Origin of the sequence: Pseudomonas mandelii, assembly GCF_002251635.1 — a bacterium.
GTDB classification, from domain to species: Bacteria; Pseudomonadota; Gammaproteobacteria; order Pseudomonadales; family Pseudomonadaceae; genus Aquipseudomonas; species Aquipseudomonas mandelii_B.
Map to the genome: position 1 here is coordinate 73,986 of NZ_NMOJ01000002.1, position 25,127 is coordinate 99,112.

The 25,127-nt window shown below is 57.8% G+C and carries 24 protein-coding genes, 2 tRNA genes and 1 pseudogene; 8 read left to right on the plus strand and 19 right to left on the minus strand.

Annotated features, from left to right (window positions below):
* Positions 1 to 27: 27 nt before the first annotated feature.
* Complete coding sequence (locus B7L09_RS00385; RefSeq protein WP_010460758.1) at positions 28 to 5,502, plus strand: trifunctional serine/threonine-protein kinase/ATP-binding protein/sensor histidine kinase; 5,475 nt, start codon at positions 28 to 30, stop codon at positions 5,500 to 5,502.
* 10 nt (positions 5,503 to 5,512) lie between these two features.
* Here B7L09_RS00385 and B7L09_RS00390 read toward each other — a convergent pair whose 3' ends face one another.
* Complete coding sequence (locus B7L09_RS00390) at positions 5,513 to 7,711, minus strand: LTA synthase family protein (RefSeq protein ID WP_042932024.1); 2,199 nt, start codon at positions 7,709 to 7,711, stop codon at positions 5,513 to 5,515.
* A gap of 333 nt (positions 7,712 to 8,044) precedes the next feature.
* Positions 8,045 to 8,543, minus strand: a pseudogene (locus tag B7L09_RS00395) (methyl-accepting chemotaxis protein); the annotation flags it as partial.
* Between the two features lie 756 nt (positions 8,544 to 9,299).
* On the opposite strand from B7L09_RS00395, the gene B7L09_RS00400 reads away from it, so the two are divergent.
* Positions 9,300 to 9,373 (plus strand) — tRNA-Cys (locus B7L09_RS00400).
* Positions 9,374 to 9,535: 162 nt separating this feature from the next.
* A tRNA-Leu gene (locus B7L09_RS00405) sits at positions 9,536 to 9,622 on the plus strand.
* Between the two features lie 86 nt (positions 9,623 to 9,708).
* Here B7L09_RS00405 and B7L09_RS00410 read toward each other — a convergent pair.
* Positions 9,709 to 10,545, minus strand: a complete 837-nt coding sequence (locus B7L09_RS00410; RefSeq protein WP_094467286.1) for an NAD(P)H-binding protein — start codon at positions 10,543 to 10,545, stop codon at positions 9,709 to 9,711.
* Between the two features lie 180 nt (positions 10,546 to 10,725).
* Between B7L09_RS00410 and B7L09_RS00415 the strand changes: the two genes are divergently transcribed.
* Entirely contained in the window at positions 10,726 to 11,445 is a 720-nt protein-coding gene (locus B7L09_RS00415; RefSeq protein WP_094467287.1) for a TetR/AcrR family transcriptional regulator, read from the plus strand.
* An 80-nt stretch (positions 11,446 to 11,525) separates the two neighbouring features.
* On the opposite strand, the gene B7L09_RS00420 is transcribed toward B7L09_RS00415, so the two are convergent.
* The 8 genes from B7L09_RS00420 to B7L09_RS00455 all read right to left on the minus strand — a co-directional run bounded on the left by B7L09_RS00420 (position 11,526) and on the right by B7L09_RS00455 (position 17,629).
* Positions 11,526 to 11,810, minus strand: coding sequence for a hypothetical protein (locus B7L09_RS00420; RefSeq protein ID WP_094467288.1), 285 nt, complete (start codon positions 11,808 to 11,810; stop codon positions 11,526 to 11,528).
* A 307-nt stretch (positions 11,811 to 12,117) separates the two neighbouring features.
* Positions 12,118 to 12,348 (minus strand): hypothetical protein, encoded by a 231-nt coding sequence (locus B7L09_RS00425; RefSeq protein WP_010460746.1) that lies wholly within the window; start codon positions 12,346 to 12,348, stop codon positions 12,118 to 12,120.
* Between the two features lie 115 nt (positions 12,349 to 12,463).
* Positions 12,464 to 12,685, minus strand: a complete 222-nt coding sequence (locus B7L09_RS00430) for a hypothetical protein (protein WP_094467306.1) — start codon at positions 12,683 to 12,685, stop codon at positions 12,464 to 12,466.
* A 71-nt stretch (positions 12,686 to 12,756) separates the two neighbouring features.
* On the minus strand, positions 12,757 to 13,797 hold the full coding sequence (locus B7L09_RS00435; protein ID WP_094467289.1) for a DNA topoisomerase IB: 1,041 nt from the start codon (positions 13,795 to 13,797) through the stop codon (positions 12,757 to 12,759).
* A gap of 77 nt (positions 13,798 to 13,874) precedes the next feature.
* Positions 13,875 to 14,954, minus strand: a complete 1,080-nt coding sequence (modC, locus tag B7L09_RS00440) for a molybdenum ABC transporter ATP-binding protein (protein WP_094467290.1) — start codon at positions 14,952 to 14,954, stop codon at positions 13,875 to 13,877.
* Between the two features lie 3 nt (positions 14,955 to 14,957).
* A complete protein-coding gene (gene modB, locus B7L09_RS00445; protein WP_094467291.1) occupies positions 14,958 to 15,638 on the minus strand; it encodes a molybdate ABC transporter permease subunit in 681 nt (226 codons plus the stop codon).
* A complete protein-coding gene (gene modA / locus B7L09_RS00450; protein ID WP_094467292.1) occupies positions 15,639 to 16,406 on the minus strand; it encodes a molybdate ABC transporter substrate-binding protein in 768 nt (255 codons plus the stop codon).
* 158 nt (positions 16,407 to 16,564) lie between these two features.
* Complete coding sequence (locus B7L09_RS00455; RefSeq protein WP_094467293.1) at positions 16,565 to 17,629, minus strand: NAD(P)H-dependent flavin oxidoreductase; 1,065 nt, start codon at positions 17,627 to 17,629, stop codon at positions 16,565 to 16,567.
* Positions 17,630 to 17,868: 239 nt separating this feature from the next.
* Here B7L09_RS00455 and acuI point away from each other — a divergent pair, with 239 nt between their 5' ends.
* A complete protein-coding gene (gene acuI, locus B7L09_RS00460) occupies positions 17,869 to 18,852 on the plus strand; it encodes an acrylyl-CoA reductase (NADPH) (RefSeq protein WP_094467307.1) in 984 nt (327 codons plus the stop codon).
* Here the strand turns inward: acuI and ada are convergent, their stop codons facing one another.
* The 6 genes from ada to B7L09_RS00490 form a co-directional block, all read right to left on the minus strand.
* A complete protein-coding gene (gene ada, locus B7L09_RS00465; RefSeq protein ID WP_094467294.1) occupies positions 18,853 to 19,917 on the minus strand; it encodes a bifunctional DNA-binding transcriptional regulator/O6-methylguanine-DNA methyltransferase Ada in 1,065 nt (354 codons plus the stop codon).
* A gap of 87 nt (positions 19,918 to 20,004) precedes the next feature.
* Positions 20,005 to 20,685: a DNA oxidative demethylase AlkB gene (gene alkB / locus B7L09_RS00470; RefSeq protein WP_094467295.1), complete on the minus strand. Its 681-nt coding sequence runs from the start codon at positions 20,683 to 20,685 to the stop codon at positions 20,005 to 20,007.
* Positions 20,675 to 21,379 (minus strand): 2OG-Fe(II) oxygenase, encoded by a 705-nt coding sequence (locus tag B7L09_RS00475; protein ID WP_094467296.1) that lies wholly within the window; start codon positions 21,377 to 21,379, stop codon positions 20,675 to 20,677. Before B7L09_RS00475 ends, alkB begins: the two co-directional genes overlap by 11 nt.
* A complete protein-coding gene (locus B7L09_RS00480) occupies positions 21,376 to 21,879 on the minus strand; it encodes a methylated-DNA--[protein]-cysteine S-methyltransferase (protein WP_094467297.1) in 504 nt (167 codons plus the stop codon). Before B7L09_RS00480 ends, B7L09_RS00475 begins: the two co-directional genes overlap by 4 nt.
* Before the next feature lie 137 nt (positions 21,880 to 22,016).
* Positions 22,017 to 22,193, minus strand: coding sequence for a hypothetical protein (locus B7L09_RS31895; RefSeq protein WP_094467298.1), 177 nt, complete (start codon positions 22,191 to 22,193; stop codon positions 22,017 to 22,019).
* 29 nt (positions 22,194 to 22,222) lie between these two features.
* Positions 22,223 to 22,525, minus strand: coding sequence for a DUF1883 domain-containing protein (locus B7L09_RS00490; RefSeq protein WP_094467299.1), 303 nt, complete (start codon positions 22,523 to 22,525; stop codon positions 22,223 to 22,225).
* A gap of 212 nt (positions 22,526 to 22,737) precedes the next feature.
* Here B7L09_RS00490 and B7L09_RS00495 point away from each other — a divergent pair, with 212 nt between their 5' ends.
* Positions 22,738 to 23,094 carry a hypothetical protein gene (locus B7L09_RS00495; RefSeq protein ID WP_094467300.1) on the plus strand — a complete coding sequence of 119 codons (357 nt, stop codon included), beginning with the start codon at positions 22,738 to 22,740 and terminating at the stop codon, positions 23,092 to 23,094.
* Between the two features lie 72 nt (positions 23,095 to 23,166).
* Complete coding sequence (locus B7L09_RS00500; RefSeq protein ID WP_094467301.1) at positions 23,167 to 23,397, plus strand: hypothetical protein; 231 nt, start codon at positions 23,167 to 23,169, stop codon at positions 23,395 to 23,397.
* An 11-nt stretch (positions 23,398 to 23,408) separates the two neighbouring features.
* Here the strand turns inward: B7L09_RS00500 and B7L09_RS00505 are convergent, their stop codons facing one another.
* Positions 23,409 to 23,690 carry a hypothetical protein gene (locus B7L09_RS00505; protein WP_094467302.1) on the minus strand — a complete coding sequence of 94 codons (282 nt, stop codon included), beginning with the start codon at positions 23,688 to 23,690 and terminating at the stop codon, positions 23,409 to 23,411.
* Between the two features lie 139 nt (positions 23,691 to 23,829).
* Positions 23,830 to 24,018, minus strand: coding sequence for a hypothetical protein (locus B7L09_RS00510; protein WP_094467303.1), 189 nt, complete (start codon positions 24,016 to 24,018; stop codon positions 23,830 to 23,832).
* 259 nt (positions 24,019 to 24,277) lie between these two features.
* Between B7L09_RS00510 and galU the strand changes: the two genes are divergently transcribed.
* A complete protein-coding gene (galU, locus tag B7L09_RS00515) occupies positions 24,278 to 25,117 on the plus strand; it encodes a UTP--glucose-1-phosphate uridylyltransferase GalU (protein ID WP_094467304.1) in 840 nt (279 codons plus the stop codon).
* Positions 25,118 to 25,127 lie beyond the last annotated feature (10 nt).

The following is a 25,127-nucleotide window of genomic DNA, read 5'->3' on the forward strand; positions in this document are numbered from 1 at the left end:
GAGGATAGGGCGTTGATAGGCGAAAGCATGCAGGTATTGTGGGACGACGGTGAGCGTGTCTTGAGCCGGGGACAGCGCTCCGGCAAATTTGGCCGTGAAAAGGTGCTGGTTGCACGGCCCACCTTGGAGCAACCATCGCTCGCTACCCTGGATCGCCTTGCTCACGAGTTCGGCCTGAAGGATGAGCTCAAAGACGAATGGGCAGTGCGTCCCATCGAACTCGTGAGCGAAGGTGGCCGCACAGTGTTGTTGTTTGAAGACCCGGGAGGCGAGCCGCTGGCGAAGCTGCTCATTGGTCCTGTCGAGACGGCAACGTTCTTGCGTCTTGCGATCAGCATCGCCGTTGTGCTGAACAAGTTTCACCTGAGCGGACTCGTCCATAAAGATATCAAGCCCACGCATATATTCGTCAATTGCCCGGACGGTGAGGCCCGGTTCACCGGCTTCGGGCTTGCTTCGCGTTTGCCACGGGAACGGCAGGCGCCCGAGACCATCGCCGGTACGCTTGCCTACATGGCACCTGAACAGACCGGCAGGATGAATCGCTCGATCGATTCGCGCAGCGATCTTTATTCGTTGGGTGTGACCCTTTATCAGATGTTGACCGGTGTGCTGCCATTTACGGCCTCTGACCCTATGGAATGGGTGCATTGCCATATTGCCAGGAAGCCGATGCCACCGAGTGAGCGAGTTGGCACCGTCCCGGAGTCGATTTCACGGATTATCATGAAGTTACTCGCCAAGACGGCCGAGGAGCGTTATCAGACGGCTGCCGGCGTCGAGCATGACTTGCGGCGCTGCTGGTCCGAGTGGCAGCAGCAAGGACATATCAGCCCATTTACGCTGGATGAACACGGCAGGTCTCACCGGCTGGTGATTTCCGAGAAACTGTACGGGCGCGAGAGCGCCGTTGAAGACCTGGTCTCCGCTTTCGGGCGGATAGTTCAAAGTGACGGGACAGGGTTGGTGCTGGTCTCCGGTTATTCCGGGATGGGCAAGTCCTCTGTCGTCAATGAATTGCATAAGGCATTGGTGCCGTTGAGAGGACTGCTGGCTTCTGGCAAGTTCGACCAGTACAAACGTGACATCCCTTATTCAACACTCGTGCAAGCATTTCAGGGACTGGTCCGCACGCTTCTGGGCAAGAGCGACGCGGAGCTGGATGGCTGGCGCACGGCACTGCTTGAGGCACTCGATCTCAACGGGCGGCTCATGACTGACCTGATGCCTGAGCTGAAACTCATTATTGGCGAACAGCCCATGGTTCCAGACCTGGAACCGCAACAAGCGCAGCGTCGTTTTCTGTTGGTATTTAGCCGATTTATTGGCGTATTTGCCCGGGCGGAACATCCCCTCGTGCTGTTTCTAGACGATTTGCAGTGGCTTGATACGGCAACACTTGACCTTATCGAGGACTTGCTCACACGCTCTTCGTTGCGTCACCTCATGCTGATTGGCGCCTACCGTAATAATGAAGTCGCTGCAGATCACCCTCTGAGGCAGAAGCTTCAAACGATGAGGAGTGCAGGGGTCCCGATCGATGAGATAACGTTAACGCCGCTTGCCATTGGGCACATCGAGCAGTTAATCACCGACGCGCTTCATACCGAACCGACGCCGATCAAGCCGCTGGCTCAATTGGTCCACGATAAGACCGCTGGCAATCCTTTCTTCGTGATTCAGTTTCTTCATGCGCTCGCCGAAGAGAAACTGCTGAACTTCGACCATGACCGCAGGCAGTGGGAATGGGATACCGATCGGATTCACGCAAAGGGCTACACCGACAACGTCGTGGATCTGATGGCAGGCAGATTGAACCGCCTGCCGCACTCGACGCTGCAGGCGTTGCAGCAAATGGCCTGCCTCGGCAATGTCGTTGATATCTCGACGTTGGCGACGGTCATGGGGATTCCCCGTGCGCAGTTACACAGGGAGTTATGGGTAGCGATTCGCCAAGAGCTTATCGAGCGCTCGGACGGTGTCTATCTGTTCGCTCATGATCGAATTCATGAGGCCGCCTATTCACTGATCCCCACGCATCTGCTTTCGCAAGCCCACCTGAAGATTGGTCGGCTGCTAGTTTGCGAAATGCCTGCGGAACAGCACGAAGAGGTAATCTTCGACATAGTCAACCAGCTCAATCGCGGCGCCCAGCTGATCACCGAGCAGGAAGAACGAGAGCAGTTGGCCCGGTTCAACTTGATCGCCGGCCAGCGCTCCCATGCTTCGACCGCCTATGACTTGGCGCTCAAATATTTCATCACCGGCGCCCAGTTGTTGGACGACCCGTGCTGGCTTCGTCGGCATGAACTGAAATTCAAATTGGAGTTGAACCTGGCCGAATGTGAATTCCTGACCGGGCAGTTGCTTGTGGCGGACCAGCGGCTACAGGCACTTTCGGAGCGCGCGTTAACGATCGTCGAGCAGGGTAGCGTCGCGTGCATGCGGATGAATGTGAATTTACTCCTCGACCGCAGTGATCAAGCGGTGGCTGTCTGTCTGTCCTTTCTGCGTCACGTCGGTATCGAGTGGTTCGCTCACCCGAGTGACGAAGCGGCTCGGAGCGAATACGAGGGCATCTGGTCCAGTCTTGGTAATAAAGCAGTTGAACAAATCATCGATCTGCCGCCGATGGAGGATGCTGTCGCTCTCGCAACACTTCATGCGCTGACCATGTTGATCTCGCCGGCTTTGCACACGGACACGAACCTTGCCTGTCTGACCATTTGCAAGGCGATCAATCTCAGCCTTGAGTACGGCAATGGCGATGCCTCATGCGTGGCCTACGCCAATCTCTCTCTCGTCACCGGGCAACGGTTTGGCGATTATCAAGTGGGATTTCGATTTGGCCAGCTGGGTTGTGAACTTGTCGAGCGCAGAAACCTTGAGCGTTATGAGGCGCGTACGTACTTATCCTTTTCACTTTTTGTCGCGCGCTGGGCACGTCCTGTGCGCAGTTGCCGCGCGTTGCTGGATCGCGCTTTTGATGCTGCAAACCGGGTCGGCGATTACTCATTTGGCGCGTTTGCTTGCAACATTACCGTCTCTAACTTGCTGTTCGCTGGCGAGCGGCTGCCCGATCTGCAACGTGAGGCCGAGCGAGGCCTCGCGTATGCCAGGAAAGTGCACTTTGGCCTTGTCATAGACTTCATCGAAAACCAGCTGGCACTGATACGGATGTTGCGTGGTTTGACACCGGTATTCGGTTGCCTGGACAGCGAGCAGTTTAATGAGAGCGACGCGGAGCACCATGTTTCCAAGACCTCGCCGGTGTTGACGTGTTGCTTCTGGATCCGCAAGTTACAAGCGCGCTATCTTGCCGGCGATTTTACGTCCGCCATTGAAGCCGCCGCACTGGCGCAGCCTTTACTCGAGGTATCGCACTCCTTTCTCGAGGAAGCCGAATACTACTTGTATGACGCGCTGGCGAGGGCGGGCCTGTGCGCCAGCAACTCGTCAGATGATCGACAGCAGCATTTGACTGTTCTCAATGCACACCACCAGAAACTGCGGGCCTGGGCAGACATTTGTCCCGAGAATTTCGCCAGCCACAAGGCGCTGGTGGGCGCCGAAATTGCCCGGATTGAGAACCGCCTGGTGGATGCGGAGCATTTATACGAAGAGGCAATCGACTCGGCGCAACATGGCGGGTTTATCCATATCGGAGCACTCGCCAATGAACTCGCTTCGCGCTTCTACGCCGCACGCGGTCTTGCCAAAATCGCCCGCGTATATATGCGCGATGCCCATTATGGGTATCTGCGCTGGGGCGCGGATGGCAAGGTCCGGCAGCTTGAAGCGGTGCACACGTATCTGCGGGCGGAAGCATCCACGTTCGGTCCGGCGACGACCATCGCCACACCCATCGAACAGCTTGATCTTGCCACCGTGCTCAAAGTGTCGCAGGCCGTCTCAGGTGAAATCGTTCTGGAAAAGCTCATCGATATGGTCATGTCGACGGCCGTCGAACAAGCCGGCGCGGAGCGAGGTCTGATGGTGCGCACAGATGGTAGTCACCATCGAATAGTCGCCGAGGCGACTGCGGGCAATGACTCGCCGCAACTGCGTCTGCGTGATGTGCCGGTGAGTGCGTCGCTGCTGCCTGAATTGATCCTCTACCATGTGCTGCGCACGCAAGAGAGCGTTGTCATTGACGACGCGATTACCCAACCCTTGTACGCCGCGGACCCCTACATCCAGAAACATCGAGCCCGCTCCATTCTCTGCTTGCCGTTGATGAACCAGGCGAAACTCATTGGCGCGCTGTTCCTGGAAAACAATTTGACCGCAGGGGCATTCAGCCCTGCGCGCATTGCCGTGCTGAAGCTGGTGGCCTCCCAGGCCGCCATCTCTCTGGAGAACGCCCATTTATATCGCGATGTCGCGGAGCGCGAAGCCAAGATCCGGCGGCTCGTAGACTCGAATATCATTGGCATTATTTTCTGGAATACCGATGGTGAAATCACGGATGCCAACGATGCGTTTTTACGGATGGTCGGTTACGAACGCGAAGACATTGTCTCAGGCCGTGTCAGATGGAGAGACCTGACAGCGCCGAAATATCGTGAGGTTAGTGAAAAGACAATGATAGAAGCGCTGCAGGCTGGGAGTGCCCGTCCTTTTGAGAAGGAGTACATCAAAAAGGATGGCAGCCTGCTGCCCATCATCATCGGTTTGGCCACGTTCGACTCAGGGAGCCAGGAGGGTGTCGCGTTCGTGCTTGACCTGACCGAGCGTAAGCAGGCGCAAGAAAACGCTCGTCAAAGCGAACAGCGTTATCGCAATGTCCAGATGGAGTTGGCGCACGCTAACCGTGTCGCGACGATGGGCCAACTGGCAGCTTCGATAGCCCATGAAGTCAGCCAGCCTATTGCCGCCACCGTTATGGGGGCTCACGCTGCGCTGCGTTGGATGGGCGCCCAGCCACCTAATCTTGGCGAGATAAAACAGGTACTCGACAACGTGATTAAGGATGCTCATCGCGCGGCCGAGGTTCTGGATCGGATCCGGGGGCATATCCGCAAGGCCCCGCCACAAAAGGGACCCGTAGACATCGCGAAAATCATCGGCGAAATGGTCGAATTCACTCGCAGTCAGGCAACCAGTAACGGTGCTTCGGTGCATACAGACATCGCGCAAGATTTGCCGTTAGTACACGGCGATCGTGTAGAACTGCAACAGGTGTTGCTGAATTTGATTCTTAACGCTTTAGAGGCAATGAGCAGCGTCAACGGCGGCGAGAGACAGTTACAGATCAACGCCGAGATGGAAGAGCAGGGCAGCGTGCTGGTGCAGGTGAGCGACAGCGGCCCAGGGTTCGCTGCAGGTGAAGCCGAGCGGGTGTTCACCGCTTTCTATACGACCAAGGCGACCGGCCTGGGCATGGGGCTGTCAATCTGCCATTCGATCATAGAGGCGCATGGCGGTCGATTATGGGCAAGTTCGAATCAGCCCCGGGGAGCGGTGATTCAATTCTCTCTGCCGCCTCATACGCCTGCCTGATCGGTCGCGACTAGCCCTCTGCCTTGTCGATATTCGTGGGTAGGTCGTCCTGCCCCGGTAACTCAGTAATTACACTGAAGTCACTCACCTCAACGGCCCCCAACCCGTAGCCCAGCAAGTGAAAAGAGAACGCCTTGCGCGGCTGCGGATTGTCGAAACTGAAGTGCATCTCCAATGGCTGATCCGCAGTGACAATCATTTCTGCGGGGAGGCCCAACGGGACATCCTGTTCCCGCTCCTTGGCCTTGAGCAGAATGTAGGCATCCTGTTGTGGATCTACCGAGCGCACGGTCAGACGCACGCGAGTGAGTGAGCCCTTTGGCATTTCCAGGTACTGCGCACCAATGAGGTTATCGGCCCAGTCATCCTTGATCGCTGTCTGAAGAGGGATGATGGCGGAACTGCCGAACTGGTAGTGCTGGTTCAAGGGTGTGCGCAGCAGCGAATGATCCAGCGCCGTCGCTCTGGCTGCGATTTGGCGGGCGCGCTTGCGTCCGTACTGACCAGTCAAGGTCGCATGTTCCGCGATGAAGCCTGGGCTGGCGTAATTCCGGCAGCGCTGTTGAAAGTCACACTCGGTCAAGGTGCCCTGACCATTGTGATAGCGCAACTTGTCGTTGGTGTACGACATGATTTCGCGGCCCGTTTCATAGTCGCGAAACAGCGAGCGACCGCTCAAGGCTGGGGGGAAGGGCAAGGCGAAATAGTCGAGTATCGAGGCACTCAGATCGACATGCCCGTAAACCCCGGACTTCACCTTGGGCAACTGATCCTGCTCGGGCGCGAGCATTAGATTGAAGCCCCAAGAGGACGCCAGGCGCACTCCATCGATACCGTGGGATTCATCCGAAGTGATCACCACCAGGGTGTCTTTCAACATTCCCTGACGTTCCAGGCCGTTGAGGAATTGCCCAAGCGCATCATCCAGATACCCGACGGCGGCCTGCTTGGGTGTGTCGTAGCGCTCCAGGTAGTCTTCAGGGGCCGAATAGGGCTGGTGGGTGCCAACGGTCAGTAGCGTCAGCATCCACGGTTTTTTCTGTTTTTTCAGCTGGCCAACGTACTCAAGGGCTCCTTCTAAGAAGGCCTTGTCGTCCTTGCCCCAAGGGAATTCCAGGTAGTTGCTGTTGGTGAACCATTCCAGTCCATGAGTGGCATCGAAACCGATGTGCGGCATGATTTTGTCTTTTGCCATGAAACGCAGGCCCGCACCCTGGAGATAGTGCGTGGCGAATCCGTTCTGGTGTAACTGGGCTGGCAGGCACGCTTGATTGCGTTCGCTCTGGGTCAACATTTCCACCCCCTTCGGCGTGCCGTTGTCCAGTTTGTCGTAATCGCCACACAGCATTGCATACAGACCGCGAATGGTTTGGTGGCTGTGAAGGACGTAGTCCGGCGTATTCATGCCGCGCTCTGCCCATCGACTGAGATTGGGCATGAGATTTTCCTGATAGCTGCTGTGCAAGGCTTCGCGATTCACACCCACGTAGGCGCCGGGAATACCTTCCAGTGCGATGATCAACACATTCCGCGCCCGCCCGGGAGCGGCAAGCAGTTTCTGTCCTTCCAGATCGAGTTGGGTGAGTCCCGCCATTTCTGGAGGGACATCGACAACATCACCTGCCAACCATTCTTCAGCACTTGACTGAACGTCTCCAACGCTCGCGGACAGTAACTGATGCGGGAGGTTGAACAAGCGCCAGGGGTCTTCGTCGGTGGGGTAGAGGTGCTGGGCGCCCCAGTGGCCGATCAACAGCAGCAACGGTGCTGCCCACACGCTACGTGGTAAGGCCGGAATAGGTTTGGAGCGGCCCATCCACTGCGTGATCAACCAGATCGCCAGTCCAAAGCACAGGGTGGCTGCCAGCCATGGCTGGGCGAAACCACCGCCGGCAGAGTTTTCCAGAAATTGAGGGTCAATCAAGTACTGCAGGTCTGTGGCGTTTGGAAACCTCCCGACCGCACTGACGAGTTCAGCAGTCGCCAACGTCATAATTCCCCAAACCAGCAACACCGGCAGCGCTAACCACCAGGGACGACGATGCAGGGTGACGATGAGAAGACTGGCAGTTCCCAGATCTGAAAGGTAGCCGAGTGGACTCGACCAACCCAGTGCCGCACGCAGGCATAGAGGCAAGATCAGGACCAATCCGATCAGCGCGACGAGGCGCGCATAGGGTTGTCGTAACCAGTGACGGATAACGTTCACAAAAAGACCTTCCAGACATTAAAGCTTCATATAAATGTGCTGAATGGTATCAAGCGATGGCAGGACTGGTCGGGACATTCGAATAGGAAGAGGGGTACTGAAACGGTGGGTAGCCTGGATAATGGCCTGCCGGCTAAAGGCTTCAGCTCTTAACCCCCGTTCCAGAGCCCTGAATGTAGGGTGTTAATGCCGGGAGATGGCCGTGAACATTAACTGTTTCAAGCTGTTTAGCGATGGGTGTTCCGTCCGATTGCGGGCGGACGTGCGCACGGCATCACAATGCAGGGTGACGAGAACGTTGTAAATCGCCACACTTTTGGCTTTTGTCTGTGGTTAAACTATCAATCGAGTCACCATTCCACTTAGATCAACAGCCAGCCGTGACAACTCATTACTGGCCGCACTGGTTTGATTGGCACCTGCTGCAGACTGAGTCGACCAGATTACGATCAACCTCTCTAGATACTTGTGCCTGTTACTCCGAAGCGCTTGCAATGACCAGATTTCGCTCGTTGATCTGAGAAATAGGCTCGGTTATCTGTGTTAAAGAATCACCCGCGGCATTTGCCAGTTCGAGCGTTGATTGTGTGCGATCGCTATTCCGTGACATGGATAGAACGGCTTCAGTCGTACCACTCTGTATCCCTGCAACCATGATTTCGATTTCTTCTGTCGACTGGGCGGTACTATGTGCCAATGCTCGCACTTCGTCGGCGACAACGGCAAACCCTCTGCCGGCTTTACCTGCGCGTGCCGCTTCGATCGCGGCATTAAGCGCTAAAAGATTGGTTTGCTCGGCGATTGATCGGATCACATCCAATACGCGACCAATATTGCAACCCTTTGCTGGTTTTGCCACTCGCTGTATTCAGCGTGAGGCTGATGGAGTTATCTGCGATGCCACTATGGAGTTTGGCTTGGGCAGCCGCCAGCTCGCCAGCTTCGAGAGGCCTTCCAGTCGATGAGCGAAGGACTGACTGGGAAATGTTCTTGTTGGTCTCAGCCAGTTGCAAAAGCAGCGATGCGCCCAGATTTTGGAACCGGCCGGCCGTCGACGAACTTCCGAAATTGCCCCTCATGTGCAAGGACACTTTGTCATGCTGCGTGTATTCCCAGGAAAGCGGTGCGTCAAGCTGCGCTATCCCGCCCCGGGAGGTATACGTCAGTGCATCGACGGCTTTGTTATCTTGCAGCAAGGTGACTATCGACGAGGGCGAATCACAACTTGAGGTCCGATCCCGGAGGTACAACCGGANNNATGTAATGGGTGATGGAGCGGCCAGTTCCTCCAAGTGGACAATGTTGTCATCCGGTTTGAGCACCAGTACGTCGCTGTCCAAGGTGCCGTTGCGCTTGGGCCAAGGAGGGCGCTGGACACCGGAGGCTAAAAAAAATCGTGCGGCAGAATTTTTTTTGAAATCAAGGGGTTGCCAGCCTCAATAAATGAGTACATAATTCACGCCATCGAAAGCACTGGCGGCAGAAAAAGCTCAATGTTTTCAAGGGGATAGAGCGCGAAACCTAGTCTCGTTTCCCGCTCCAAGTTTGTACACATTTGATGTTGCGCTACATGACATTAAATGTTTGAGGCCGAGTAGCAAAATGGTTATGCAGTGGATTGCAAATCCACCTACGCCGGTTCGATTCCGACCTCGGCCTCCACTATAAANAAGCCCCGTAGATCAANGATTTACGGAGCTTTTTTATTTGCGCAACCTTGCAAGATTTTGTCTTGAAAAGGGTATCTGCGAACTTGCTTCACCGGGGCGGGATGTATATATTTCGTCCTCTGTTGCACAAGCCAGACAGCTTCACCGCGCTGCCGCCCGAATGGCGAAACTGGTAGACGCATGGGACTTAAAATCCCCCGCTCGTAAGGGCGTCCCGGTTCGATTCCGGGTTCGGGCACCATAGATATCAAGGGCTTGCATGAGGACACTCATGCAGGCCTTTGTCGTTTCTGCTTCGCAATTTTTGACAGGTGAACTTCGCCGACGTCAAACCTGGCTCTGCCAGATTCCCGTAGCAGCGGTGCGGCGAACATAAGCGCTGAAGTCTCGCGCGGGCCGGCCAAGTGCGCGCTGGACGCCATCGGCCAACGGCGTGTTGCGACCATCGAGCACCGTCGTGAAGAGATAAAGCACCAGGTCAATCAACTGCGCAGGAAGTTGTGCCTGTTCCAGGGCCTGGCGATAGGCATTCGGCGGTACGGCGATGAACCTGATCTCGCGCCCGGCCCCTTGAGTAATCTCATCGACCGCTTCGGCAAACGTCAGCGCCCGTGGCCCGGTCAATTCATAGAGTTGGCGTGAGTGCCCCGGTTGGGTCAGCGCCTTGACAGCAATTTCGGCAATGTCCTCCACATCGACGAAGGGCTCCGCGATATTGCCGACGGGGAGGGCCAGTTCTCCTTCAAGAATGGGCTCCAGAAAATGCGCCTCGCTGAAGTTCTGGAAGAACCAACTGGCCCGTAGGATCGTCCAGTCAACCCCGCTGTTTTGAATGACGCGTTCGGCTTGTTCCGCTTCAACCTCGCCGCGTCCGGACAGCAGAACCAGTTTGCCGACGCCACTTTTTACGGTCAGGTCGGTAAACGCCTGAATCGTATCGAGGGCGCCCGGAACGGCGAGGTCTGGTTGATAGGAAATGTAAACAGCGTGAACGCCATCAAGCGCCGCCTCCCAGGTCCGTCGATTTTCCCAGTCAAAGGGAGGATTCGCGCCGCGAGAACCCAGGCGCACAGGCAATCCTGCGGCCTGGAGATGTTGGGTAATCCTGCGCCCTGTTTTACCGGTCGCACCGAGAACGAGGAAGGTGTGTTGAGTGGTTTTCATCGCGTTCATCTCCATCGGGTTAATGTGAGTGATGCTCACGTTAAAAAGATGATAATCGCTCATGTTCCACCGTCAACCAACGTTAGAGCGGAATCCGACATGCGGAGGCAACCACTTGGGGGCGTTCGTGGGTGATGCTAAGGTGAGTGCTCGTCATGTTATTGATCAGGAATCACGCCAGTGCGAAAGAAAGCCGCCACCGGACTCGAGCAACCTGTTTCAGAGCCGACCCGCCGCAATCCCACGCAACAACGCAGTCGCGAGCGGCAGGAGCGAATCCTGGCAGTGGCGACTCAACTGATCGCGACCAAGGGCAGCGACCAGTTAAAAATGAGCGAAATTGCCGAACGTTCGGAGATCTCGATCGGATCGCTTTATCAGTACTTTCCTGACAAGAGCTCGATCATTCGCACGCTGGCCGAGCGCTATAACGCCGCAAGTCGTCGTTGTATCGAAGAGGCGCTGGTGGCGGTGCAGGATGCGCAAGGGTTGGCAGATGCCTATTCAGAGCTGCTGGATCAGTATTACGAGATCGTTCAGGCGGAACCTGCGATGCGTGATATCTGGTCAGGCATGCAGGCAGACAAGCAGTTGCTGGCGTTGGAACTGGAGGAGAGTCGTGTGGCGGGCGGCTTGCTGGCCGATGCGATGCTGCGGGTGTTTCCAGGCCGCGATGCGCAGCGGATGGCTGATTCTGCCTTTCTGATCTGGCAGCTCGGTGAAGCGACCATGCGACTGGCCATTTCTTGTGCGCCCGAAGAGGGGCGGCGGTTGTTTGAAGCCTTCAAGCGCATGTCGCTCGCTGAAATCATTGAGCCGGCGAACGGGAACCCGTGCGAATCACCGACAGAACTGTCAGGGTCAATCCAATGTGGGAGCGAGCCCGCCAGCGATGGCTGAAGGTCAGTCACATCAATGTTGAATGTGCTGCCCTCATCGCGAGCAGGTTCTCTCCCGCATGAGATCTTCCAGGCGCAGTTTTAAACGAAAGGCTGGCCGGTAAAACCACGGGGTAACCGTTGCAACCCGGCCATGGCGGTCAACCGTTGTACCCAGGCTGCGCGCCAATCGTTGGCGGTGTGGGTGACTTTGGCCTTGCGTGCAGCACGGCGTGCTGCGTTGCGTTCGGCTTTGCGCGCGTCCTTGAACGCGTCGGTGTTACGGCAGCTTCTGCACTTTACGCGGGTCAGTTCGCCGGTTGATGTGAGATTGCTGCCTTTGTGACCGCAGGCCAGATGCCCGCTGACTTTGAAGTGAGTGACCATGGGACGTCTCCTTCGTGACGTGTGATCGTTTGACCTCCAGCCAACGACGACGTTCGTTGCCTNNNTCACAGGCAAAAAAAAGGTCTGCATGCGGGCAGACCAGGGGTATTACTTCAAAGGAGTGGCTCACTGTAAGGCGTATGTTGTGAACGTTACGTGAAAAGAGGGTCGCAAAAAAAAGCCCAGCGCCAGGCCGGGTGGGGGGTGAAGCGCACGATAATCAGACAGGCACGGGTGCGGTGACGATGAAGTCGCCGTTCATGCGTCCTGAATCAGGCCGTTTCTCTAATCACGCGTCCAGATCGAATCATCTGAACCGCGGAAGAGGCGGGTCGACAGGTTTTAACGAAGACAAGGTGTTTCGAATCAGTGGCGCGTCTTTTTCGATGTCGTTCAGGCGGTCACGAATTCTGAGGGCTGTCGGGTGCCCCCCTTGATGATCCACCCAGTCGGCAATCTCCTTGCAGGCTGCGGCAAGTCGAGCCTGGCGGGAGTCGAGCAGGGTCAGCAGGGTGGTGATGGACTCTTTTTCGGACATGGCAAACACCTCCGTTCAAGAAACCTGACAAATAGCAGCAAAAAGCCCGCTGGGTGCGAGCTTTCTGCCGATGGGGTCACTGGTCCTTCAGCTGATTTCAGTATAGACCCGGACTTCAGGCCTGTCGGGCCGTCACTTGGGACCTGGCATTGAGCTGCTGGCATTCACGTCGGGCATCTTCTTCAAGATCGAAGCCGTCACCAATGAAGCCCTGGGTGCGGGTGTCGGCGATGCGAAACCAGACTTCAGCGTCGGGTGGCGGGTGGCCGGTTTCTCCGGCCCGGCGGCCATGAATGATGATCTTGTTGCAACGCTTCACAACGAAAATGTCTTCCATGGCGTCACCGCAGCTGATTCGTGTCCACATCAACTATAGAAGTTCTTTGTGATCGTGCAAAAAATGGACAGTCAGTTCGTCGGTTCGGCCGCCGCGATCATTTTTTCCAGAAACATGGCCAGTCCGACTTCCTCCGCCCTGAGGCCTTTACGCAGCCTCGGCCGGGGCAGTTGGGCCAATGCGCCGAGCATAAAACCTTCGAGCACCGCCGGGTGGATGTAGCACTTGCGGCACACCGCCGGGGTGTTGCCGAGTTGCCTGGCAACGTTCTTGACCATTTCGACTACATGCCGCTTCGCGTCCGACTCAGGCTCCCACTGCAACTCGCGCAGCACCGACAACGCCAGCGCGCTCCCGGCCCAGGTGCGGTAATCCTTGGCGGTGAAGTCGGCGCCGGTCAGGGTTTGCAGGTAGGCATTGACGTCTGAGGAGCTGACGGTGTGTCGCTCGCCATTTTCGTCCAGGTATTGGAAGAGGTCTTGCCCGGGAATCTCCAGGCAGCGCTTGATGATGCGCGCCAGGCGTCGGTCTTTCACGGTGATCTGGTGCTCGACGCCGCTCTTGCCGCGAAACTGGAACTGGATCTCGCTGCCCTTGACGTCCACATGGCGGTTGCGCAGGGTGGTCAGCCCATAGGATTTGTTGTCGCGGGCGTATTGGGTGTTGCCGACACGGATCAGCGTCGCATCGAGCAAGGTAATCACGGTGGCCATGACTTTATCTCGGCTGAAGCCCGGAGCGTCCAGCAGCGCTTCAAGCTGTTTGCGCAATTTCGGCAGCGCCAGGCCAAAGTCCCGCAGGCGCGAGTATTTGTCGGCATCGCGCACTTCGCGCCAACGCGCGTGATAACGGTATTGCTTGCGACCGCGNGCATCGCGGCCGGTCGCTTGCAGATGGCCGCGCGGGTCGGCGCAGATCCACACGTCGGTGTAGGCCGGCGGCACGGCCAGGGCATTCAGGCGTTTGATTTCGTCGGGATCGGTAATGCGCTGGCCCGCGGGATCGAAGTAGCAGAATTTGCCCCGCAAGAGTTTGCGGGTGATTCCAGGCTGCGTGTCATCGACATAGTGCAGGTCGGGTGGCAGCACATCGGGCAGCGCGGTATCGGACATGGCAAAAGATCCTTGGCGACGAAGTCAGGGGGCCTGTAAAGCCATTGACCGCGCCCGTTCGCCGTGGTGCCGACAATTTACGCCAACACGGCCACCGCTTTGATCTGCGCCCAAAGTTGCTGGCCGGGGTGCACGCCCAGTTGATCCCGGGAATAGCGGGTGATGCGTGCCAGCAGCGGCGTGCCGGCAGCATTCAGGCGGATCAGCACGTGGGCGGCGTTATCGGCGCCGATTTCACTGATCACCGTCACCGGCAAGCGATTGAGGATGCTGCTGTGCTCGACGCCTTGCAGGCTCAGGCTGACATCCCGCGCCTGGACCTTGCAACGCAGGGCCTGGCCTTGGGTCATCGGAGCGTGCGCCACCCGAATGCTCAGGTCGGTATCGGGCAATTGCAGCGTCAGCAACTGATAGTGCGGGTCATAGGCGCTGACATGGCCTTCAATCACCACGCCCGCATCGTCGCCCAACGCCAGGGGCAAATCGAGACGCGCGAGAGTTTCGCCGATGGGGCCGCTGGCCAGGGCCTTGCCGTCGCTGAGCAACACGATGTGATCGGCCAGCCGCGCCACTTCGTCCTGGGCATGGCTGACGTACAGCACCGGAATCTCCAGTTCGTCGTGCAGGCGTTGCAGGTAAGGCAGGATTTCGTTTTTGCGCTGGCTATCCAGCGCCGCCAACGGTTCGTCCATCAGCAACAGTTTCGGGCTGGTGAGCAGCGCGCGGGCGATGCCGACTCGCTGCCGTTCGCCGCCGGACAGGTGCTGCGGATGGCGGTCCAGCAGGTGACCGATGCCCAACAGTTCAGTGGCATGCGCCATGTCGACCCGACGTTGCGGCTTGGGGATGCGCTTCAGCCCGAACTCCAGATTGGCCAGCACCGAAAGGTGAGGAAACAGGCTGGCCTCCTGAAAAACATACCCCAGCGCACGTTTATGCGGCGGTACGAAAATCTTCTTGTCACTGTCCTGCCAGACTTCATCGTTGACCTGAATAAAGCCCTCCTCGGCGCGCTCCAGCCCGGCGATACAGCGCAGGCAAGTGGTTTTGCCGGANCCGGAATGGCCGTAAAGTGCAGTCACTCCGCGGCCGGGCAATTGCAGATCCACCTCCAGGGTGAATCCCGGATAACTCAGTTTCAGGCGCGTATGAATCATCGATCAGCTCCAGCCCGCTTTGGTTTTACGGCTGGAGTAGAGCGCCAGCAACACGAGGAAAGCGAAGACCACCATGGAACCCGCCAGCCAATGGGCCTGGGCATACTCCATGGCTTCGACGTGGTCGTAGATCTGCACCGAGACCACGCGGGTTTTGTCGGGAATGTTGCCACCGATCATCAGCACCACGCCGAACTCACCCACGGTGTGGGCGAAGCCGAGAATGGCAGCGGTGATGAAACCGGGCCTGGCCAGCGGCAGAATCACGCTGAAAAAGGTGTCCCAGGGATTGGCGCGCAGAGTCGCAGCCACTTCCAGCGGACGGGAGCCAATGGCAGAAAAGGCGTTTTGCAGCGGCTGGACCACGAACGGCATCGAGTACAGCACCGAACCGATCACCAGCCCCGCAAAACTGAAGGTGAGCGTGCCGAGCCCCAGTGACTGGGTGAATTGGCCGACAAAGCCGTTAGGGCCGAGCGCCAACAACAAATAAAAGCCAATCACCGTGGGCGGCAGGACCAGGGGCAGGGCGACGATTGCCCCCACCGGGCCGCGCAACCACGAGCGGGTGCGCGACAGCCATANCGCAATCGGAGTGCCGATGACCAGCAGGATCACGGTGGTCAGTGACGCCAGCTTGATGGTCAGCCAGATCGCGGACAAATCGGCACTCGACAGCGGCATTTAGAGTTGGTAACCGTAGGACTTGATGACAGCGGCGGCTTTCGGCCCCTTGAGGTAGTCAACCAGCGCCTTGGCGGCCGGGTTGTCCTTGCCCTTGTTGAGGATCACCGCGTCTTGTTTGATCGGGTCATGCATGGCCGCCGGGACGATCCAGGCCGAGCCGCTGGTGACTTTGCCGTCTTTGTAGATCTGCGACAGGGCAACAAAGCCCAGTTCGGCATTGCCGGTGGACACGAATTGATAGGCCTGGGTGATGTTCTGGCCTTCGACGATCTTGTCCTTGACCTTGTCGGTCAGGCCTTCTTTAGCCAGCACTTGAGTGGCGGCCAGGCCATACGGGGCGGCTTTCGGGTTGGCGATGGACAGGTGCTTGAATGCATTCTTTTTCAGCACGTCGCCTTTGGCATCGACGTAACCCTCCTTGGCTGACCACAGTGCCAGCGTGCCAATGGCGTAGGTAAAGCGCGAACCCTTGACGGTGTCGCCTTCAGCTTCGAGTTTTTGCGGGGTGGTGTCGTCAGCGCTGAGGAACACTTCGAACGGTGCGCCGTTCTTGATCTGCGTATAGAACTGACCCGTGGCGCCGTAGGCCGCGACCAGTTTGTGTCCGGTGTCTTTTTCGAAATCGGCGGCGATGGCCTGGATCGGCGCGGTGAAGTTGGCGGCGACGGCCAACTGGACTTCGTCCGCCTGGGCGGAACCGAAAGCGAAGACGGCGAGCAGGCTTGCGAGGCAGGTCGGGGCAAAACGTGAGGCACGCAGGGGCATGGAACGGCTCCGTGATAGGCGAATGCGACGAGGGAGTGAAACGCTATATATCGGAATATATAGCGAAATGCCCGGGAACGGAATGTGTCGGTACTGAGTTTGCGCACGACTTGTAGCAGGTGCCTCGCGTTGCTCGGCACCTGCTACAACAGCGTGACTTACCGACGGAGCAACTTGGCCAAACCTTCCTCCGCCAAACGCCGAGTCAGCTCCGACGTGCTCATTTCAATGCCCAACGTGAACGCCTGCCCCGCCCAGAGATTGCTGAAGTCCGCTTCACCCTTGGCCCGCAACGGCATCAACGCACCACCGGCCAACGGGAAGGCCGGGGCTTTATCGCTCATGGGGCCGAGTTCGCGCATCACCCGATTGAGGATTCCTCGTGCCGGGCGGCCGGTGAAAAGATTGGTCACTGCCGTCTCGCTTTCCTTGGCCGTGCGCAACGCCTTGTGGTGAGACGCGCTGACCTTGGCTTCCGGCGTGAACAGGTAAGCCGTCCCCACCTGCACCGCCGAAGCGCCCAACAGAAAAGCGGCCGCCACCCCCCGAGCATCACTGATCCCGCCCGCTGCAATCACCGGCACTTTCACCGCATCGACGACTTGAGGCACGAGGGCGAATGTGCCCACCTGACTGCTCAAGTCATCGCTGAGGAACATCCCGCGATGTCCACCTGCCTCGTAGCCCATGGCGATGATCGCGTCGCAGCCATGTTGTTCCAGCCAGACGGCTTCTTCTACGGTGGTGGCCGATGACAGCACCTTGGCCCCGGTGGCTTTTACCCGGTCGAGCAAGGCTTTTTCCGGCAGGCCAAAATGAAAACTCACGACTTCGGGGCGGAATTCTTCGAGCACATCGCAGGCGGCGTTATCGAAAGGCGCGCGATTGGAGACCGGAGTGGGCGCTTCGAAATCGACGCCCAGTTCTCGATAGTACGGTTCCAGCAAATGTTTCCAGTCCCGAGCGCGTTGCTCATCGGCCGCTGGCGTCTGATGGCAAAAATAGTTGATGTTGAACGGTCGCTGGCTGTGTTGGCGGATCGTTTTCAGCTCTTCGCGCAACTGCTCGATGCTCAGCATCGCAGCGGGCATCGAGCCCAGGCCGCCGGCGTTACTCGCGGCGATGACCATGGCCGAGCCAGTAGCGCCGGCCATGGGAGCCTGGATGATCGGCAGTTCGATGCCGAGCAGGTCAAGAATACGGGTGTCTGGCCATTGGCTCATTTCAATGATTCTCCGACGGGTAGAACCGTTTTTTTACCAGCAATGGTTGACGCAGAGCCAGTCGACTTTTGTATCCGGGACGTTTTCCGTTATTCCAGGCCCCCACAAAAAAGGCATAGCCACACGTCATGGAAACGCTCGGCGCTTTGTTCGTTTGGCTAAAGTCTTGTACGGCGAGGTGTTTCTTTGTGGTATTTCAATGCCCCCCACAACCGGATTCATTCCATTGAGAGGCAATGATGTTCAAAGGTATTTTGATCAACAAAGACGACAGCGGTTACCGGGCCATACTGCAAGAGATCAATGACGATCAACTGCCCGAAGGCGATGTGACGGTGCGCGTCGCGTACAGCACGCTGAACTTCAAGGATGGCCTGGCGATCACCGGCAGCAGCCCGGTGGTCAGGAAATTCCCGATGGTGCCGGGGATCGATCTGGCCGGCACGGTCGAAGTCAGCGAGCATCCGGACTACAAGGTCGGTGACCAGGTCCTGCTCAATGGTTGGGGCGTGGGCGAAGGGCACTGGGGCGGACTGGCGCAAAAAGCACGCCTGAAGGGCGACTGGCTGATTGCGCTACCCAAGGAATTCACCGCGGCTCAAGCCATGGCAATCGGTACAGCCGGTTACACGGCGATGCTGTGCATCCTGGCGCTGGAACATAATGGTGTAACGCCTGAGCAGGGCGAAGTCCTGGTCACCGGTGCCAACGGCGGCGTGGGCAGTTTCGCCATCGCGCTGCTAAGCAAGCTCGGCTATAAAGTCGTAGCGTCCACGGGCCGCACCTCAGAGCACGATTACCTCAAGCAATTGGGGGCCAGCGAGATCATTGATCGCGCGACGCTGTCCGAGCCGGGCAAACCGCTGGCCAAGGAGCGCTGGGCGGCGGTGATTGACTCGGTCGGCAGCCACACGCTGGCCAACGCTTGCGCCAGCACCAAGGCCAATGGCACGGTTGCCGCATGTGGTCTGGCACAAGGCATGGATTTTCCAGCCTCCGTCGCGCCGTTCATTTTGCGTGGCGTGACGTTGGCCGGGATCAACAGCGTGACCCAGCCCAAAGCCAAGCGGGTGGAAGCCTGGAATCGGCTGGCCAAGGATCTGGACTTCGCGTTGCTGCCACTGATCAGCCATGAAATCGGCTTGAGCGAAGCCATCGACGCCGCGCCCCGCTTGCTCGCCGGGCAATTGCGCGGGCGGGTTGTGGTCGATGTGAATCGCTGATTACACGGTCTCGCGTTCAAGCAACTGACGCTTGCGCTCGACACCCCAGCGATAGCCCGAGAGGTTGCCGTCGCTACGCACCACGCGGTGGCACGGGATCGCCACTGCAATACTGTTCGCGCCGCAGGCCTGAGCCACTGCGCGCACGGCTTTGGGCGCGCCGATACGCTGAGCGATATCGGCGTAGCTGGCGGTGCTACCCGCAGGAATCTCCCGCAGCGCCTGCCAGACCCGCTCTTGAAAAGCAGTGCCGCGCACGTCCAGCGGCAAATCCAGGCCAATCGCTGGGGCTTCGATAAAACCGACCACCTTGGCAATCAATTGCTCGAACGCGTGATCGGCGCCAATCAGATTGGCACGCCGAAACTTGTCCTGTAGATCGCAGACCAGTTGATGCGGATCTTCCCCCAACAGAATCGCGCAAATGCCACGTTCACTTTGCGCCACCAGAATCGCGCCCAGGGAACACTGGCCAACGGCAAAACGGATGTCGTTGTTCTGGCCCGCCGCGCGGTAATCCCCCGGCTTCATGCCCAGCAGATGATCGGCCGATTCATAGAAGCGGCTGTTGGAGTTGAAACCGGCGTCATACAGGGCGTCGGTGACCGAGCCGCCGTCGGTCAGGCGTTCGCGAACCTTGCGTGAGCGATGGGCTGTGGCGTAACCCTTGGGTGTCAGACCGGTCACGGCTTTGAATACGCGATGGAAGTGGAAGCTGCTCAGGCCCGCTGCCTGCGCCAGTTCATTTAACGCCGGCGGATTTTCGGCGGATTCGATGTGGCGGCAGGCGGCTGCGACGGTTGCTGCGTGTTGTGCGGCGACATCGCTTTGATCCTTCGTGGCCCGTTTGCTCGGACGATAACCCGCCGCCAGCGCTTGTTCCGCCGTGTCGAAAAATTCGACATTCTGCGGTTTCGGCAAGCGCGCCAGGCTGCTGGGGCGGCAATAGATTCCGGTGGTTTTCACGGCATAGACAAACTGCCCGTCGGCGCCGGGATCCCGTGCAACAACGGCGGCCCAGCGAGGATCGTCCTCGGTGGCAATCCTGGTCGAATGAGTTGTCATGGATTCATGTCCGTTGACCCGTTTTTTTCAGACTAACCAGCCCGCAACGCCGCCGCACTCCGAGTCTTGCGGTTGAATTCGAGGGTGTCATCCGGCAGTGCGAAAGGTGAAGTTGATCCGTTGCTCGCCCAGTCTCGGGTGATGGCCGTCCTTGATCGGCAAGACGCCGTGATAACGCAAACGATCGACGCCACCCCAGACCACGATATCGCCATGCAGCAACGGTATGCGCTGGCTTTTATCGCTTCGTTCAAACCCGCCGAACAGGAACATGGCCGGCAACCCCAATGACACCGACACGATCGGTGCGGCGTAGGAACCTTCGTTCTTGTCCTGGTGCAATGACATCTTCGCCCCGGGGACATAGCGGTTGATCAGGCACGAATCAGGGACAAAATCTGCAAATCCCGCTTCCCGTGCCGCCGCTTGTGCCAGTTCGAAAAACACGTCGGGCATCTCGGGCCAGGGTCGTCCGGTCTGTGGGTCGTTGCGCGTGTACTGGTAGCCGCTGCGGTCAGTGGTCCAGCCCCAAGTGCCGCAACTGCTCAAAGCCACCGACATGGTAAAGCCGCCGGGCGTGATCATCTGCCGGAACGGTGCAGCTGTCAGAACCGCTTCCAGTGCCGGCAGCAACCGATCGAGCCGGGACAGGGCAAAGCCGCGCAAGACGCAGGACTGTTCACCGATCTGCTCACGCCTGGGCTCCTGCTCGGGTTCGGCATCGGCAAACAGATCGAAGGTGGTCGGACTCATGGGGTCATAACGCATCGTGAAAAATGATTCCAAGGGTATGCCGTTTTCCACTGTGAAGGCGACTCACGCCGTGACGCATCGTCACTCGGTAATAGCCGCGAACGCCTTTGACCGGGCGCTGGCTCACGGCAAAGATCACACCATCGCCTTTCTTCAGGCCGATCACCTGCGGGCGTGACTGCATACGCGGGCGTTGTTCGGTTAGCACAAACTCGCCGCCGGTAAAATCTTCGTCCGGTTCTGACAGAAGAATCGCCACTTGCAGCGGGAACACGTGTTCGCCGTACAGGTCCTGATGCAAGCAGTTGTAGTCCTGCGGGCCATATTGCAGCAATAACGGTGTTGGGCGTTCCTGACCGGCGGCATGACAGCGTTGCAGAAATGCTTCGTGGGTTGCGGGGAAACGGGTCGGCAGGTCCATGCATTCGTACCAGCGATTGGCGATCGGTACCAGCCGAGGGTAGGCCGTACTGCGCAAGCGGGCGACCGTGTCCGGCAAGGGGTAGTTGAAATACTTGTATTCGCCACGGCCAAAACCGTGACGCGCCATGATCACTTGAGAGCGAAAGGGCGCTGACTGGGGGTAGAGGGCGCTGACGTCATCGCACGCCTGCGCACTCAACAGCGACTTGATGACGGCGCAGCCATCCTGGTCGAGTTGTTGCTCCAGGGTTGCCCAGTCCAGCGCATCGAAAGCTTGCTCGCTCATCGCTGAGCCTCGCGATCCAGCAACTGCCGTTTGCGCTCCAGTCCCCAGCGGTAACCGCCAAGGCTGCCGTCCTGGCGCAACACTCGATGGCAAGGCACGATAACGGCCACCGGGTTGGCTCCACAGGCATTCGCTACCGCCCGAGAAGCGCTGGGCTGACCGAGGCGTTGGGCGATATCACGGTAGCTGGCGGTTTCGCCGACGGGGATTTGCCGCAGGACTTCCCAGACTCGCCGTTGAAATACGCTGCCGGTCAGGTGCAGTGGGAGATCGAGTGCGGTGCGTGGGTCTTCGAGGTGGCGCAGAGTTTGCTCCAGGGCCGGCATCAAACCATTATCGCGCTGCGGCGTCGGGCCTTGGAAACGCCGCGCCAGATCGCGTTCGAGCGTGATCAAGTCGTCACCGAGCAGCAACGCGCACAGGCCCTCGGCGCTGAATGCCAGCAACAAGACGCCGAGGCTGGAAGTACCGCCGATGTAGCGAATCGGGGAAGTAGGCATGTTCTGACTCCTTAACCAAAGGTCGAGGTGGCCAGTCTAGGGCGCGCCAAGGGAGTGAACACTCCGGCGCTTGCGGTCGAATTCAAAACGGGCGCGGAGCATGACGTCCTTGTTGTTGCTCCGGGTGCCGTGTCGCGTTACAGCGCTTTGCTGACGGCGATGTCGCTGATGACGTCTTCGCTCGAACCATGAATGGCGTCCAGCGCGGCCTTGGCTTCTTCTTCAGTGCCTTTTTCGAGCTGGGCAAATTCGAAGCGGCGTTCGCCGTTGAGCTTGTATTTGATGACGTACTTGGTCGTTTGGGCCACGGTCATACCTGCTTTTATTCGTGTGGGAACGTGGCTCAGCTCAGTTTCGTGCTGGAGCGACGGATGATCTTGATCGAGTGTGTCAGGGTCGGTTTGCGGGTCACGCTGATCGGCCGGCGGTTGACCGTGTCGATGGTGATGTTCCAGAAACCGGTGCTCGGTGCAGTGATTTTTGCCGGGAATTTTTCGAAGGCGCCGCCGTGGTAGGTGTGGCGGCCGCCGTTCTTGAAGCTGCGAAAATTGGCATCGCTCATCAGGCGAATATTGCAGGTCTGCGAGCATTCGATGACAACGATGTCGCCCTCGTTGAGGTGCTCGCGCTGGTGGATGAATTTCATGGGGCGCCTCCAGAAGGGCTTTTTCTACAAAATCAAAACGATAGCATGGGCGATTGGCGCAGTTTATCAGCCCGAACAGGTTATTATCCGGTCGTCGAGGTTCGCTTTGACAATTAAAAACAGTTATTCGGAATTCTATGAGCGATAAACGCAGCGAGCCTCGGAGAAAATCAGCATTTGTGCTGTCGGAGGGTCTTTATCGGAGGTTTTGTATGAAGTGGGGTGTGTTGGCCTTGCCGTTGGCATTGGTAGTGAGTGGCTGTGCGAGTGTCTCGGAGATTAACGAGACGCTGCCTACCATGAACGTGATCTCAGGCAAAAAGCCCAATGAATACGCGCAATGCCTGGTTGAAAAACTGGCCGACAGTCGTGGCGCCCTGCAACTGGAGTCACACAAGGATGGGATGCGCGTGATCGTACCGGCGAAATTCTCGTCGGCCCCGGCAGCCGTATTCGACATCGAAGACCGTTCGGGTGGCAGTGCTATCAAGCTGCACGAGCGTATGTCCAATGTGCCGGTGCGTCCTAAAGACGTGCAAAAAGCCGCCAATGCCTGCATTTCCGGCTGATAGACTGGCCACCGTTTACACCGATGCCGTCAAAGTCATGCTTTGGCGGCATTGTCTTTTCTGGAGTCGAGCATGAAGCGAGAACATTTACGGGAATGCCATGCAGAGGGACTGATCTCTGCCACCCACGTCATTCAAAATCCCGCGAACCCCGGGGAATGGATCGTGTTTTTCAAGAAAAGCGCCGGGCGCAGCTATTTTCTGGTGGATGATAACGACGAGGTCGAATCGTTTGCTCGTCTCGACGATTTGATCGAGACCGTGCGTGGTCTCGGAATCAAATTTGCGGAAATTCACATGTAGGGCAGGGCGCCCTACTTGCAGACCACCACGACACTGCGGTTCTTGAAGTTGCCGACATCGACCCCCAGGGTTTTGTCGCTTTCCTTGGTGGAAGGCGTTCCGTCGGTACCGACGATCCGGTAGCCGGTGCCCGCGCAAGAGGCATCGGCCTTTTCATAGCACGTGGCCCAGGAATTGGCTTCGCCGGAACAGTCGATTTCCAGACCTTGCTCTCCGTTGTTCAGGTACATTTTCTCGGAAGTGGCGCAGCCGCTCAGGGCCAGGATTGCAATCAGGGGCAAAAATTTAGTCATGTCGTTGTCGTCGTCAGGATGATGGGGCTAAGCCTGTGACAGCGCAGGCATCAAAAGGTTATAGCGAATGGCCACTTGTTTGCACCCGGCCATAAAAAAGCCCTGCTGGATGGCAGGGCTCTGCGTATGCCGCAGGAGATCAGTCCTGACTCTTGCCGCGTCGCTTCGGCGCGGGGGGTGTGTAGTCGAGCACCGACGCCACTTCAATCGCCATCGCTTCGCTGGGTAACGGCCCGGAAACATCTTCGCCATTCGCGGCGGTAATGTGCCACTGGCCATCTTTTCCTTTGTCGACCGTGTACCCGTTGATGATTTTTGCTACGGTCATCTATCTGTCTCGTTCACTGGTTCAAAGTCGCCATGATACCGGCAAATGCTCGCATTGGGGGGCGATAAGCGTATGGTGGTCCAGTTTGTCGGCCTCTTTGAGCTACGCTGATTTGACCGCGCAAAAATCTGGATGGAACTATCCGCTGGAATATTTCTCTATGATGGCATCGGTTAGCCAGCGCGGGGCATTGTAAGGTGCACGCCGCCTGATTAGACTGCGCCGAAACTCGTACGCACAGCCCTTTGTAAGGACTCATATGATCAAGAAATGCTTGTTCCCAGCAGCCGGTTACGGCACTCGCTTCTTGCCAGCGACCAAAGCCATGCCTAAAGAGATGCTGCCGGTGGTAAACAAGCCACTGATCCAGTACGGCGTCGAAGAAGCACTGGACGCTGGTTTGACTGAAATCTCCATCGTTACCGGCCGCGGTAAGCGCGCGCTGGAAGACCACTTCGACATCAGCTACGAGCTGGAAAACCAGATCAAGGGCACCGACAAGGAAAAATACCTGGTCGGTATCCGTAAATTGCTCGACGAGTGCTCGTTCTCCTACACCCGTCAGACCCAGATGAAAGGCTTGGGCCACGCGATCCTGACCGGCCGCCCACTGATCGGTGACGAACCGTTCGCCGTGGTACTGGCGGATGACCTGTGCGTTAACCTGGAAGGCGACGGCGTACTGACCCAGATGGTCAAGCTGTACCAGAAATACCGCTGCACCATCGTTGCGGTTCAAGAGGTCGACCCGCAAGAAACTCACAAGTACGGCGTGATTGCCGGTGAGATGATCCGGGACGACATCTACCGTGTTCACAGCATGGTCGAGAAGCCAAAACCTGAAGATGCACCGTCGAACCTGGCNATCATTGGCCGTTACATCCTGACCCCGGACATCTTCAAATTGATCGAAGAAACCGAGCCAGGCAAGGGTGGCGAGATTCAGATCACTGACGCCCTGTTGAAGCAAGCCAAAGACGGCTGCGTGATTGCCTACAAATTCAAAGGCCGTCGTTTCGACTGCGGTGGCGCTGAAGGCTACATCGAGGCGACCAACTTCTGCTACGAGCACTTCTACAAAACTGGCAAGGCTTACTGATTCACGGTTG

What these genes read in the sequence shown, in the direction of transcription:
- B7L09_RS00410 (WP_094467286.1), bottom strand. Translation starts at nt 10,545, where the DNA reads ATGAAAACCACTCAACACACCTTCCTCGTTCTCGGTGCGACCGGTAAA.
- B7L09_RS00475 (WP_094467296.1), bottom strand. Translation starts at nt 21,379, where the DNA reads ATGAGCGAGCAAGCTTTCGATGCGCTGGACTGGGCAACCCTGGAGCAA.
- B7L09_RS31895 (WP_094467298.1), bottom strand. Translation starts at nt 22,193, where the DNA reads ATGACCGTGGCCCAAACGACCAAGTACGTCATCAAATACAAGCTCAAC.
- B7L09_RS00455 (WP_094467293.1), bottom strand. Translation starts at nt 17,629, where the DNA reads ATGAGCCAATGGCCAGACACCCGTATTCTTGACCTGCTCGGCATCGAA.
- B7L09_RS00420 (WP_094467288.1), bottom strand. Translation starts at nt 11,810, where the DNA reads ATGGTCACTCACTTCAAAGTCAGCGGGCATCTGGCCTGCGGTCACAAA.
- B7L09_RS00505 (WP_094467302.1), bottom strand. Translation starts at nt 23,690, where the DNA reads ATGACTAAATTTTTGCCCCTGATTGCAATCCTGGCCCTGAGCGGCTGC.
- B7L09_RS00495 (WP_094467300.1), top strand. Translation starts at nt 22,738, where the DNA reads ATGAAGTGGGGTGTGTTGGCCTTGCCGTTGGCATTGGTAGTGAGTGGC.
- B7L09_RS00490 (WP_094467299.1), bottom strand. Translation starts at nt 22,525, where the DNA reads ATGAAATTCATCCACCAGCGCGAGCACCTCAACGAGGGCGACATCGTT.
- B7L09_RS00500 (WP_094467301.1), top strand. Translation starts at nt 23,167, where the DNA reads ATGAAGCGAGAACATTTACGGGAATGCCATGCAGAGGGACTGATCTCT.
- B7L09_RS00425 (WP_010460746.1), bottom strand. Translation starts at nt 12,348, where the DNA reads ATGTCCGAAAAAGAGTCCATCACCACCCTGCTGACCCTGCTCGACTCC.
- alkB (WP_094467295.1), bottom strand. Translation starts at nt 20,685, where the DNA reads ATGCGTTATGACCCCATGAGTCCGACCACCTTCGATCTGTTTGCCGAT.
- B7L09_RS00430 (WP_094467306.1), bottom strand. Translation starts at nt 12,685, where the DNA reads ATGGAAGACATTTTCGTTGTGAAGCGTTGCAACAAGATCATCATTCAT.
- B7L09_RS00480 (WP_094467297.1), bottom strand. Translation starts at nt 21,879, where the DNA reads ATGCCTACTTCCCCGATTCGCTACATCGGCGGTACTTCCAGCCTCGGC.
- modA (WP_094467292.1), bottom strand. Translation starts at nt 16,406, where the DNA reads ATGCCCCTGCGTGCCTCACGTTTTGCCCCGACCTGCCTCGCAAGCCTG.
- B7L09_RS00385 (WP_010460758.1), top strand. Translation starts at nt 28, where the DNA reads ATGCAGGTATTGTGGGACGACGGTGAGCGTGTCTTGAGCCGGGGACAG.
- acuI (WP_094467307.1), top strand. Translation starts at nt 17,869, where the DNA reads ATGTTCAAAGGTATTTTGATCAACAAAGACGACAGCGGTTACCGGGCC.
- B7L09_RS00510 (WP_094467303.1), bottom strand. Translation starts at nt 24,018, where the DNA reads ATGACCGTAGCAAAAATCATCAACGGGTACACGGTCGACAAAGGAAAA.
- ada (WP_094467294.1), bottom strand. Translation starts at nt 19,917, where the DNA reads ATGACAACTCATTCGACCAGGATTGCCACCGAGGACGATCCTCGCTGG.